The organism is Bradyrhizobium genosp. L (assembly GCF_015624485.1).
In the GTDB taxonomy this organism is placed as follows: Bacteria; Pseudomonadota; Alphaproteobacteria; order Rhizobiales; family Xanthobacteraceae; genus Bradyrhizobium.
In genome coordinates, this window is record NZ_CP061378.1 from 2116505 (window position 1) to 2128559 (window position 12055).

Below are 12055 nucleotides of genomic sequence, written 5' to 3' on the forward strand. Positions count from 1 at the left end.
TGCATGGAAACGGGAATTGCCGATCGGAATCGCCAGGACCGGAATCGGTGCCGGCGGCTCATCTCCTCCGTAGGATTACGCGTTTTGCACACCGTTCCGGCCCCTGTTGCCCAATTCCACATCGGTCGCCGGTATTGTAAATATTACGCTTATATTTCAATTGGTTGCCGAGGGTCCAGGTCTCACGCGCCCGTGATATTTGTGCAACATTTGCCCGAAAACAGCCGTATGTGGGCCGAAACGGAGCGGTCTTTTGTTGCGTGATCGGGGGCCTTCTGTCTCTTATGGAACTGCGACGGAGGGGGGCATCCCGAGGTCGTCCCGTTCTAGGTGGTTCGCTTAAGTCCCTCGCGTTCATGCGGGTGTGTCCGAAGGCGCGAAGCGACTAAGCGGGGTTAAGGGATAAAGGGAACCAACCTGAGGGTGTCTCACCCGGCGGATCCGGAACCTTCCCAGAGATAGAGCAACTTGGAGGTTTAACATGAAGATGGTTAAGAGCCTTATCCTCGGCTCGGCGGCGGCTCTGGTCGCGGTCGGCGGAGCTCAGGCAGCCGATCTTCCCGTCAAGGCCAAAGCGGTCGAGTACGTGAAGGTTTGCTCCCTGTATGGTCCCGGATTCTACTACATCCCGGGCACCGACACCTGTATCAAGCTGGGCGGCTACCTGCGCGTTGACGTTCTCGCGAACACCAACAACGACGCCGGCGGCAACATGTACGGCGCTGGTGGCGCCAACAACCGCTTCACCAACGGCTACACCTGGCGCTCGCGCGAAGACCTGAACCTCGATACGCGCACCGCGACCGAGTACGGCGTGGTCCGCACATTCTTCGACGCGACCTTCTCCTGGACGTCGGACAACTACTCCGCCAACGGCGCAGCGCCTGGCACGACCATCTACAACGCACTCGGCGGTGGCGGCACCGTTGCTCCGGGCAGCGTGGGTGCCAACGGCGGCGGCGGCAACATCGCTTACGGCGGCGTCGGCGTGTACTACGCCTTCATCCAGTTCGCCGGTTTCACCATCGGTAAGGCGGTCTCGCAGTTCTCGACCCCCTGGACCAACTATCCGGGCAACAGCTCGGACATGCTCGTCGGCGGCGGCGGCACGGTCACTGGTGTGAACCAGTTCACCTACACCGCTCAGTTCGGCAACGGCGTATCGCTGTCTCTGTCGGCTCAAGACCAGACGCAGTACTACCAGTCGGGCGTCAACAACCTGGGTGCTCTCGGCACCGCTTCCGGTACCAACGGCGCCAGCGACTATGCCGGCACGATCGCGCCGGACCTCGTCGCCATGCTGCGCGTCGACCAGGCTTGGGGTCTGTTCCAGGCGTCGTTCGCGGCGCATGACAACCACGCTGCCTACTACGGCGCCACCGAAGTCACCGGTCATCCGGACGACAAGTGGGGCTGGGCTGGTCAGCTGGCCTTGTCGATCAAGAACATCCCGACCGGACCTGGCGACACCATCAACGTCCAGGGCGTCTACACCAACGGTGCGACCCGCTACAACATCCAGGACCTCGCCGCCTCGAGCAGCGCTGGTGCGGCGGTGTTCAGCGGCACCAACGTGGCCGGTGCCTACCAGAGCGTCGGCTTCGGCTTCGCGCCTGACTCGGTGTTCGTCACCGGCGGTCAGCAGCAGCTGATCACGACCTACGGTATGCGCGGTGCGTATGTCCACAACTGGAACCCGAACTGGAACACCAGCATCTACGGTGCTTGGGCTGCAGTTAGCTACAACGGCACGGCCAAGTCCTACATCTGCGGTCCGACCGGTACCGGAGCGGGTGGTTCGTTCGGCGCTGCCTTCGGCACCGCTGGCCTGACCTCCTGCAACCCCGACTACCAGGTTGCGCAGATCGGTACCCAGACCCAGTGGACCCCGGTCAAGAACCTGACCTTCTCGGCCGATCTGACCTACATGCTTCTCGATCAGAAGTATGCCGGTACGATTACGTTCCCCGGCTCCGGCAGCATCGGCAAGCCGGCTGCGGTGTACGAGCTCAAGGATCAGGGCCAGGTCTCGCTGCTGCTCCGCGCTCAGCGCAACTGGTAATCCGGTTGATCTGACCACGACTAACAGAACCCCCGGCGGTCACCCGTCGGGGGTTTTGCTTTTCAGCACATCCGGTAGCGCGTCAGGCCGCCAGCATCTCCCGCACCATCGGCACCACCTTGCTGCCGTAGAGCTCGATGCTCTTCATCAGCCTGTCGTGCGGCAGCGGCCCGGCCGAGTATTTCAGCTGGAAGCGCGCCAGTCCGAGCGCCTGCACCGTCGCCGCGATCTTGCGCGCCACGGTTTCCGGGCTGCCGACATAGAGCGAGCCGTGCTCGGCCTCGGCCACGAATTCGTCGCGGCCCATCGGCGGCCAGCCGCGCTCCTTGCCGATGCGGTCGCGCATCACCTTGTAGTCGGGCCACAGCTCCTCCCGCGCCTGGGTGTCGGTCTCGGCGACATAGCCGGGCGAGTGCACGCCGATCGGCTGCGGCTCGCGGCCGAGCTGGTCGTAGGCGCGCTGATGCAGCTCGACATAGGGCGCAAACCGCCTGGGATCGCCGCCGATGATCGCGAGCATCAGCGGCAGGTCGTAATGCGCCGCCCGCACCACCGATTCGGGGCTGCCACCGACGCCGATCCAGGTTTTCAGCCGGCCATGCTCGACCGGCGGATAGACCGACTGATCGGTGAGCGGCGGCCGCAGCTTGCCCTGCCAGCTCACCGGCTCCTGCTTCAAGAGCGCGGTGAACAAATCGAGCTTTTCCTCGAACAGCTCGCTGTATTGCCGCAAGTCGAAGCCGAACAGCGGGAACGATTCGGTAAACGAGCCGCGGCCGAGAATCACCTCGGCGCGGCCGCCTGAGACAGCGTCGACGGTGGCAAAGCGCTGAAACACCCGGATCGGATCGTCCGAGCTCAGCACGGTGACCGCCGAGCCGAGGCGGATGTTGCTGGTGCGCGCGGCGATCGCCGCCAGCACGGTCTCGGGCGAGGAGATCGCGAAGTCGGCGCGGTGGTGCTCGCCGAGCCCGATGAAATCGATGCCGAGCGCATCGGCCAGCACCGCCTCGTCGACGACGTTGCGGATCACCTGGGCATGCGGCAGCGGGGCGCCGGCAGCGTCTTTGGTGACATCGCCAAAAGTATCGAGCCCGAATTCGAGGGAAGTCGTCATCAGTCAGTCCGGTTGTCGGCGCAGCGGAGGGATCCGCCGCGGGCTACCCATCGCACGCAGGCCGCGAAATGCGTGTTGCCGCGGAGTTACCGGCAAAACCTGCGCTGTGGAGCCTTCGGTTGGAGATACCGAGCAATTGGCTGCGGTTCGCGGCCGGACAAGGCCGTGCCGCGAAACGCTGGGTTTCCATCCCGATCAATCGCTGGATGGGGCAGGGCGCCCTCAGAACTGCTCCGCCCAGGGCCGCAAATCGAGCTCGAGCGTCCAGGCGCTGCGATGCTGGTGGTGCAGCACCCAATAGGCCTCCGCGATCGCCGCGATGTTGAGCAGCCCGTCCGGTCCGCGCTCGTCCTTCAGTTGCGGGCGCAGGCTCAACAGACGATCGCCCCCGATGCCGCCATCGACCACGACGTGACCGACATGAATGCCCTGCGGCCCGAACTCACGCGCCACGCTCTGCGCCAGCGCGCGCAGCGCCGCCTTGGCCGCGGCGAACGGCGCGTAATTGGCCTTGCCGCGCAGCGAGCCGGAGGCGCCCGTGAACACCAGCGTGCCGCCGCCGCGCGCAAGCAGCGCAGGGATCGCGGCCTGTGCCAGCTGGAAGCCGCCGAGCGCGTGCTCGCGCCAGTGCTCCTCGAAGCGCTGCTCGCTCACCTTCAGGAACGGTGCGGGCCGGTTTGAGCCGGCATTGTGCACGGCCATCGCGAGCGGCGCGAGCGTCTCGGCCGCGGCGACGAAGCGCGCAACGTCCGCGGCGATGGAGGCGTCGCCAACGACATGCGTGACCTGCGCGCCCGTTGCGCCGAGTTCGGCCGCGGTGGCGGCGAGCTTGTCGGCATTACGGCCGGCGATCGCTACCGGATAGCCACCTGCCACGAACCGTCGCGCGATCGCGGCGCCGAGGCCGTTCGATGCGCCGACGCCTGATATCAGCACGCTGCCCTGCACGGCGGTCGGCTCGAGCGTGGATCGATCGTTCATCGCTTGCTCCATCAACGGCATGGGCCCGCATCGCAGGCAGAGATCATTGGTCCGACGCCATCGCGATGATGCCGTCGTGCACGGTGCGCAGCACCGCATCCGACCTTCTCGAGTCGGTCAGCACCCGCGAGATCGCGAGCGCGCCGACCATGGCGCTGACCACCACCATGGCGCGGCCATCGTCATCGTCGCCGAAGGTCTCGGCGACGTTGGCGATGAAGGCTTCGATGTGCGGCTCCATCACCGCACGGCATTCGGCATCGGCGCGGCCGACGTCCGAGATCAGCGCGGCGATCGCGCAGCCGGTCTTGCGGGAATCGCGATGGGTGCGGCTGAGATAGCTTCGCGCCATCGCATTGACGCTGACCGGCTTGCCGGGGTCGCGCGCCGCGTGCGCGGCTGCTTCGCCCGCGGTCAGCGCCTGCGCGAGCGCCGCGGCGATCAGGTCCGAACGGGAGGCGAAGTGCCCGTAGAAGCCGCCATGGGTGAGATTCACGCGCTGCATCAGGCCGCCGATGCTGACCGCGTCGATCCCCTTGTCGCGGATCTCGGCCGCAGCTTCGTTCAGAATGCGTTCGCGGCTCCTGGCCTTGTCGGCCTGAGAATGGCCCATGTCATGCAGCCCCTGTTTGACTCTCGTTCAGGATTATGACCATCATTTCTGGATGACAAGTATCATCCACAAAATAACGGTCACAAGGATGGGAGAAACAGATGTCCGGCAGCGCGAGCGAGGGGCGGGTCCGTCACGAACGCCATGACCGCATCCTGAAGGTCGTCATCGACAATCCCGCGAAGAAGAACGCGTTCAGTCCCGACATGATGGAGCAGCTGTCGGACGCGCTGACGCTGCTCGACGACGACGACAGCCTCTGGGTCGGCGTGCTCTGCGCCGCCGGCGACAGTTTTACGGCGGGCCTCGACATGCCGAAATTCTTCGGCCCGACCGCAACGCGCAAGCCGCTGCCGGAGGGCAATGTCGATCCGTTCGGGTTGGCGAAGCGGTGCCGGAAGCCGATCGTCACCGCCGTGCAGGGCATCGTGTTCACGGTCGGCATCGAGATGATGCTGGCCGGCGACATCGTCGTTGCCGCGGATAACTCCCGCTTCTGCCAGATGGAAGCCAAGCGCGGCATCGCACCGCTGGCCGGTGCGCATTTCCGCTACATCAGCCGCGCCGGCTGGGGCGATGCGATGTACCACCTGCTGCTGTGCGACGAGTTCTCGGCGGCGGAGGCGCACCGGATCGGTCTCGTGCAGGAGGTCGTGCCGGCAGGGCAGCAGATCGAGCGCGCGATGGCGCTGGCCGCGATCATCGCAGGCAACGCGCCACTCGGCATCCAGGTCACCAAGGAGGCGGGTCGCAAGTTCATCGAACCCGGCGAGCAGGCCGCGATCGCGGTCATTCCAGAGATCCGTAAGCGCGTGCTCAACACCGCCGACGCGGCCGAGGGCATCAAATCGTTCGTCGAGCGCCGCGCCGCCGTCTTCCAGGGCCGCTGATCGAAACGGCACTGCGCGCGGCGCGCTCGTCGCGCTGCAACGGCGTTCACGATACGTGCACCTGCGGTTGTGGCCATGATGTCGCAACCACTCAATTTAGATCGCGACGATGCCGTGATGACTCTTGTCGAGATTCGTCGAATCAGGGAGATTCGATTCCATTCCACGTCAAGCCAACTTTCACTTAGTCAATTTTCGTCCTGCTTTGACTCAAGCGTCCGGTCTGGAATCGCATGACAAACGCACGTGTAATTGTCGTAGGAAACAACAAGGGCGGCTCGGGCAAATCGACAATTGCCATGCATGTCGCCATCGCATTGATCAAGGCGGGTCAGCGTGTCGCCACCATTGATCTCGACAACAAGCAGAAGACGCTGACCCACTACGTCGACAACCGGCGGGACTGGGCGCGAGAGACTTCGCAGGAGCTCGGCATCCCGACGCATATGTGCTTCGAGACGCTGGGCGGCAGGGGCAGCGAGGTCGAGACGCTCGGACGCAGCGCGCTCGCCGAGATTGTCGAGCGGCTCAGCCGCTCCCACGATTTTGTCGTCATCGACTGCCCCGGTCACGATACCTATCTGACCTCGTTCACGCATTCGCTGGCGAATACGCTGATCACGCCGCTCAACGACAGCTTCCTCGATTTCGACGTGCTCGGCACCGTCGATCCGAGCGACTTCAGGGTGACCGGCATCAGCCATTATTCGAGCATGGTGGAGACGGCGCGCCGCGAGCGCAGCGGCCACGACCAGCCGGCGTTCGAGTGGGTGGTGCTGCGCAATCGCCTGTCGATGCTCGGCTCGCGCAACAAGCGTCTGGTCGGCGAGGCCCTCAGCGAGCTGTCGAAGACGCTGAACTTCCGCCTGGTCGACGGATTGGCCGAGCGGGTGATCTTCCGCGAATTCTATCCGCGCGGGCTCACGGCCCTCGATGACATCAGCCAGCTCGCGCCGGCTGCGCGACCGACCATGTCGCATGTCACCGCGCGCCTCGAGATGGAGCGGCTGATGACCGCGATCATGCTCGGCCATCTGGTTGCGCGGCCGGCCGAGCCATCCGACGCCAGCCGCGACGCGGCGTAAGATACCCGAGCGCTACCGGCAATTGGCGTTGCCGGCGTCGGCAACGACCAGGAAGGTGATCGTTGCCGGCGCGAAGGTGATCGTTCCGGCTGCGGACGCCTTGCCTGCGACCTCAGGGATCTGGTCTGCGTCCGCAAGCGCCAGCGTCTTGCCATTGAGCTGAACCGTGCCGTCCTCGGGCGCTGCGCTCGCGAGCGTGTAGCGTTGCGCAGCGGCCGGCAGCGCGAAAGCGCGCGGCGCCTCGCGATCATTGTTGATGACGAGCAGGGTAACCGCGCCCGGCACGCCCCGCGCGCAATGGGCATAGACATGGAGATTGGGCCGCGGCGCGAGGCCCGCATCCAGCACGGTCGTTCCCATCAAGCGCCGCCACAGCAGCGCGGCCCAATAGTTCGGCCGCGGCAAATGGGTTCGCTCGTCGAGCAGGCCATAGTCGCTGGCGGCGAGCGTGTTGTGCATCACCACCGCGACGCCCGTCTTTGCCAGCCGTCCGAGCTGGTCGAGATAACGGAACGTATCGACGAAGCTCGCGGCCCAGCGATTGCCGCCGCAGGCGGTCTCCGCAGTCTCCGTCAGCCAGATCGGCTTGCCCGGCGCGAGGCGATCGCGCAGCGCCTGATAGAAGGCGAGGGTCTTGTCGGTTCGGGCCAACCATTCGTCCGATAGCGCGATCGCCGGCGTGCGATCGCCGTCGCAGCGCGCCGAGAGCGCGCCGTAGTGATGATAGGAGATCGCATCGACGCCTCGCGCCGTCGCGGTGAGAAGGGCTGCGGCATCCGCGCCGGTGCTGGCCGTGCTCGGGCCGAGGATCATCACGCTGGGCGCCGCGCGCTGCATGAAGGCGCGAAACGCGGCGGTGTCGCGGCCATAGGCCGCAGCGTCGTAGCCCTCCGGCGCGCTGCCGATCGCCGGAAGATCAGGCTCGTTCATGAATTCGGCTGCGGCGATATCCCCACCGATCGATTGCGTGAAGGCGAGCAGGCGTTCGGCCTGCTGCGGCGTCCAGCGCCCAGCCGCGTCACGCGTGCCGGCGCTGATCGCAAATGACGTCACGATTGGCGCGTCGACGGCGTGTGAGAAGTCGATCACGCTTCGCCATTGTTGCCGGCTCAGGACGCCCTTGAATCCCGCCGGCGGTGTGGCTGGGGGCGTATCGGAATCCGCAAAGAAGGTGCTGTTGGCCCAGGTCCCGCTGACGCGCAAATAGGCCGGCGCGAGGGCCGCGGCGAGCTTGCGCAGCCTGCCATCGCCGAGATCGATCGGGGCGCGCATCGCGAAGCGGTCGGCTTTTGTATCGGTTGCGGCATAGGGCTTCCAGAAACGGCCGCCGGTCACCTCGACCATCTCGATGTTGTAGGACTGGAAGCGCGGGTCGATGGTCGCAACACGCGGCATGGTGTTAAGCGCGAGCTCTGCAGCGGGCGCGTTAGTGCAAACGAAAATCGACGTCGTTGAGGCAACGACCCATGCGAGGCAACGTAAGGTGAGCACGCGGCTCAGGCTCCCTCCCCCCTTGCGGGGGAGGGTTGGGGAGAGGGGTGAGCCCCGGGCGAGATGAGTGACGGGACCGTCACCTTGGCAATCCTGATGCATCACTGAAATCATATCGAGAGAGCACGTCGTGTGGCACCCCTCTCCCTAACCCTCCCCCGCAAGGGGGGAGGGAACCCTTCCGTCTGTGCCTTCCTTACGTGTCGTGCGGCTCACGCCCGCGCCGGCATCACCGCAGGCAGTTCATCCGCCGTCGTGTTGTCGGCCGCGATATTCTCTTGATAGGTCTCCGGGCCGATCCAGATCGCGACGACGGTGCAGGCGGAGAGGAACATCGCGTAGCAGGCGACCGGCCACCAGGTGCCGTAGGCTGCGACCAGCGCAGTCGCGACGAACGGGGCCGGGCCGCCCGAGAGCAGCGAGCCGAGCTCGCGCGCGAAGGCGAAGCCGGCGAAGCGGCGCTGCGGCGGGAACAGCTCGGCGAAATAAGCCGCTTGCGGCCCGAACATCGCCGCCGTCACCACCGCGCGGGCGAGGATGAAGGCGAGCGCGATCATGATCCACTGCTTGGTGCCGACCATCCAGAAGAACGGGAACGACAGCGCCACGCCGGCCAGCGCGCCGAACATGTAGACCGGCCGCCGCCCGATCCGATCCGATAGCGCCGCGAAGCCGAGGATCGCGAACAGCTCGACCGTGAACGCCAGCATCAGCGCGCTGAGCGCATCGGCCTTTGGCACGCCCAGCGTGGTGATGATGTAGCTCAGGCCGAACACCGGGAAGAAATAGCCGAGCCCGTTCTCGGCCATCCGCGCCCCGAGCACGACGAAGAAATTGCGCGGATGCCGCCGCAACGCTTCCATCGCGGGGTTGCTCTCGATCTTGCCGCGCTTGACCACCGCTTCGGTATAGACGGGCGTCTCGGTGACGCGCAGGCGGACGAGGATACCGACCACGATCAGCAGGAAGCTCGCCAGGAAGGGCAGGCGCCAGCCCCAGTCCATCAGATCCTCGCGCGGCAGCGTCGTCACCAGCGCGAAGGCGCCGGCCGCGAGCAGGTTGCCGACGGAGACGCCGAGCGGCGCGAAGCCGCCCCAGAAGCCGCGATGCTTCGGCGGGGCATTCTCGACCAGATAGATCACCGCGCCGCCATATTCGGCACCGGCGCCGAGGCCCTGGATGACGCGCATCGCAACGAGCAGGACCGGCGCCCAGATGCCGATCTGCGCGTAGGTCGGCAGCACGCCGATCGCGGTGGTGCCGATGCCGATCATCAGCAATGTTGCGACCAGCACCGGCTTGCGGCCATAGCGATCGCCGAGGATGCCGAACAGGAGGCCGCCGAACGGCCGCACCACGAAGCCGACCCCGAAAGTCAGGAACGACAGCAGCGTGCCGACGACCGGATCGCTCTTCGGGAAGAACAGCTCGCCGAACACCAGCGCCGCGGCGGTGCCGTAGAGGAAGAAGTCATACCATTCGAGCGCGGAGCCGACGCTTGCGGCCAGGATCACGCGCAGGCGCGCCCTGGCGCCATTTGCCATCTCGGTCATTCGTTTCCCCGTTATGTATGTTTTTATGGTCGTTTTGTTTGAGCATGATCTATTCGGAAAACCGGTGCCCACTTTTCCGGATCATGCTCGAAGCTGCGATGCCCGCTGGCGTTGGCCGCGGGTATCGTCGTCGGTGGTTACGCAGCGCGCGTAAAATAGGATTTCTTCGACGCCGACTGGGTCTCGTAGATCGAGCCCTGCCGCTTCGCCGGCGGCAGCGGCATCCGCACCGGCACGTCGGTGAGCCGCGGCGTGAGGACCGGCGGCCCCGCCAGCAGGCGGCTGTTGAACTCGTCAAAATCCTTGACGCCCATCAGCGGCCAGGCGTCGCTGGCGGCGACTTCGTAGAGCAAGAGGTTGCGCGGCCGGTTCGAGGTGTTGGTCGCAGAGCCGTGCAGCGCGCGCACATGGTGGAACGACATGCTGCCGGCCTTGCCCATGCAGGGCACCGCGCGCTCGATCTCGGGCTGGATCTGATCGGGGTCGATCAGGCCGGCGAAGTGGCCGTCGTCGCCGTGATGGTCCCACATCGTGTCGCCGGTGTGCGAGCGCGGCGTCACCAGCATCGGGCCGTTCTCGAGATCGCAGTCGTCGAGCAGCACGCCGATGGCAAGGATGTCGTCATTGGTGTGCGGATAGAACGCCCAGTCCTGATGCCACTCGACCGGCGAGCCGTACTGCGCCGACTTCATGTTGAGTTTCGAGCCGTGCAGGCGAAGGCTGGGGCCGATCAGCCTGGTGAGGATCGAGATCACGGCCTCGCTGCGCACGATCTCGTCGAAGATCGGATGCACTTTTTGCGGCGCCTTGATGCGGCGGACGCGCGGGGTCTCCGGCGTATGGCCGGGCTCGAGATCGTAGACGTCGTTATGTTCGGTCACGTTGGCCGCGCCGGCGACCAGCTCCGCGAGCACCGTGCGCACCGTCGCGAGCGTCTCCTGGTCGAGCACCTCGGGGACCACGATCACCCCGTCGCGCTTGTAGGCCTCCACCTGCTGGTCCGAAATCATGCTGTTTTTCTCCCTTCCATTGATCGCATTGGCGCTATGTTAGCGCTAACATTCGGTCATGCTAGCGCTAACATCATGGCTTGGCAACCCGGAATCGTGCACCCTCCGTCCATGAGCTCCGAATTGCCCGCCCCCCAAACCGGCCCGGCCGAGGCCGTGCCGACGCTGTCGGCGGTGGCCAAGCGCGCCGGGGTCTCCTCGATCACGGTGAGCCGAGTGGTGCGGATGCCCGACCTGGTCGCGCCGGAGACCCGCGCCCGGGTCGAGCTCGCGATGCGCGAGCTCGGCTATGTGCCGAACCTGGTGGCCGGCGCGCTGGCCAGCGCACGGACCAATTCGGTCGGCGTGCTGGTGCCGACCATCGCCAATTCGATCTTCGCCGACACCGTGCAGGGGCTGTCCGACAAGCTCGAGCCGCTCGGGTTCTCCGTGATCCTGGCGCAGTCGCGCTACGACGCTGTACGCGAGGATCGCATGCTGGCGGCGCTGCTGTCGCGGCGGCCGGAGGCGATCATCATGGTCGGCTCGCCCGCGACCGAGGAGGGCAGCCGCCTGTTGCGCAATGCGCGGATCCCGATCGTCGAGACCTGGGAGCTGCCTGCGATGCCGGTCGACGCGGTTGCGGGGTTCGACAATTACAAGGCCGGCACCGCGGTCGCCAAACATCTCGTCGCGCAGGGACGCCGGCAGCTCGCCTTCATCGGCGGCGACGATCCGCGCGCGACGCGGCGCTGGCTCGGTTTCAGGGAAGAGATTGTGGCCAGCGGCCTTGCCGAGCCGCGCCGGCTGATCCTCGACCGCAATGCCTCGGGCAGCGTCGTGGCGCATGCGCGTCTGCCGGGCGTCGATGCGGTGTTCGCCGCCAACGATGCGCATGCGATCGGCTTCATGGCGGGGCTGCGCAACGCCGGCCTGCTGCGCGACGGGCCGGCGTCAGCCCAACCGGTCGCCGTGATCGGGCTCGGCGATCTCGAGATGGGCCGGCTGATCTCGCCGACGCTGAGCACGATCAGCGTGCATGGCGACGCGATCGGCCGTACCGCGGCGACGCTGACCCTGGAGCGCGGCGGCGAGCGCCGCATCGATCTCGGCTTCGAGCTGGTGCTGCGCGACAGCGGCTAGCGCATGATCCGGAAAAGTGTGAAGCGGTTTTCCGAAAAGATCATGCTCAAACAAAGAGCTAAAGCGCGATGACGATTCAACCCAATCTCATCGCGCTTTAGCGTGCGCCTCGCCGCCACCGGTCGACGCCG

At 65.9% G+C, this 12055-nt stretch carries 10 protein-coding genes; 4 read left to right on the forward strand and 6 right to left on the reverse strand.

The genetic code is table 11. From position 1 onward, the window contains the following. The first annotated feature begins 481 nt into the window (after window positions 1-481). Window positions 482-2062, forward strand: coding sequence for a porin (locus IC762_RS09865; protein ID WP_195788605.1), 1581 nt, complete (start codon window positions 482-484; stop codon window positions 2060-2062). Between the two features lie 82 nt (window positions 2063-2144). Here IC762_RS09865 and IC762_RS09870 read toward each other — a convergent pair whose 3' ends face one another. The 3 genes from IC762_RS09870 to IC762_RS09880 form a co-directional block, all read right to left on the reverse strand. Continuing rightward, on the reverse strand, window positions 2145-3179 hold the full coding sequence (locus IC762_RS09870; protein ID WP_195788606.1) for an LLM class flavin-dependent oxidoreductase: 1035 nt from the start codon (window positions 3177-3179) through the stop codon (window positions 2145-2147). Between the two features lie 222 nt (window positions 3180-3401). Next, on the reverse strand, window positions 3402-4160 hold the full coding sequence (locus tag IC762_RS09875; RefSeq protein WP_195788607.1) for an SDR family NAD(P)-dependent oxidoreductase: 759 nt from the start codon (window positions 4158-4160) through the stop codon (window positions 3402-3404). 43 nt (window positions 4161-4203) lie between these two features. After that, entirely contained in the window at window positions 4204-4773 is a 570-nt protein-coding gene (locus IC762_RS09880) for a TetR/AcrR family transcriptional regulator (RefSeq protein WP_195788608.1), read from the reverse strand. Between the two features lie 101 nt (window positions 4774-4874). Between IC762_RS09880 and IC762_RS09885 the strand changes: the two genes are divergently transcribed. After that, window positions 4875-5663 (forward strand): crotonase/enoyl-CoA hydratase family protein, encoded by a 789-nt coding sequence (locus IC762_RS09885; protein ID WP_195788609.1) that lies wholly within the window; start codon window positions 4875-4877, stop codon window positions 5661-5663. A 299-nt stretch (window positions 5664-5962) separates the two neighbouring features. Beyond that, window positions 5963-6748, forward strand: a complete 786-nt coding sequence (locus tag IC762_RS09890; RefSeq protein WP_246801507.1) for a division plane positioning ATPase MipZ — start codon at window positions 5963-5965, stop codon at window positions 6746-6748. A 12-nt stretch (window positions 6749-6760) separates the two neighbouring features. On the opposite strand, the gene IC762_RS09895 is transcribed toward IC762_RS09890, so the two are convergent. The 3 genes from IC762_RS09895 to IC762_RS09905 all read right to left on the reverse strand — a co-directional run bounded on the left by IC762_RS09895 (window position 6761) and on the right by IC762_RS09905 (window position 10802). After that, a complete protein-coding gene (locus tag IC762_RS09895; protein ID WP_246801508.1) occupies window positions 6761-8143 on the reverse strand; it encodes a hypothetical protein in 1383 nt (460 codons plus the stop codon). Between the two features lie 308 nt (window positions 8144-8451). Then, a complete protein-coding gene (locus tag IC762_RS09900) occupies window positions 8452-9792 on the reverse strand; it encodes an MFS transporter (RefSeq protein ID WP_195788612.1) in 1341 nt (446 codons plus the stop codon). A gap of 137 nt (window positions 9793-9929) precedes the next feature. Beyond that, entirely contained in the window at window positions 9930-10802 is an 873-nt protein-coding gene (locus IC762_RS09905; protein WP_195788613.1) for a phytanoyl-CoA dioxygenase family protein, read from the reverse strand. Between the two features lie 123 nt (window positions 10803-10925). Between IC762_RS09905 and IC762_RS09910 the strand changes: the two genes are divergently transcribed. Further along, window positions 10926-11924 carry a LacI family DNA-binding transcriptional regulator gene (locus IC762_RS09910; protein WP_195788614.1) on the forward strand — a complete coding sequence of 333 codons (999 nt, stop codon included), beginning with the start codon at window positions 10926-10928 and terminating at the stop codon, window positions 11922-11924. Window positions 11925-12055: the final 131 nt, after the last annotated feature.